Here is a 272-nt window from a genome sequence, read left to right as displayed (position 1 = left end):
TGCGATAACATATGCTATAAAGATCACGACAAGTATCGTGGTCGCCACCGTTATATATATAAGTATCCGGCTCAACAATTTTGGATGAAGAGAGCTCATCAGATTGGTCAGCATCAAGACCACTATGCCTATGAGCAACCAGCCCCATATTGGGATCATGTAGTTATATAGCTCATCCACTGTATCGACAATGATCGCGGACATGGCAAAGAAGTTCGTAGTCTGCCAGAATATATAGAAAACGTAATTTGAAAGAGACGTGAACTTTCCGA

1 pseudogene is annotated in these 272 nt (G+C 41.5%); it reads right to left on the bottom strand.

From position 1 onward, the window contains the following. Window positions 1–272 (bottom strand): annotated as a pseudogene (locus tag Q0C15_RS05055) (APC family permease); the annotation flags it as partial.

Source organism: Thermoplasma sp., from assembly GCF_023256435.1.
In the GTDB taxonomy this organism is placed as follows: domain Archaea; phylum Thermoplasmatota; class Thermoplasmata; order Thermoplasmatales; family Thermoplasmataceae; genus Thermoplasma.
This window is presented reverse-complemented; position numbering and strand designations above follow the sequence as displayed.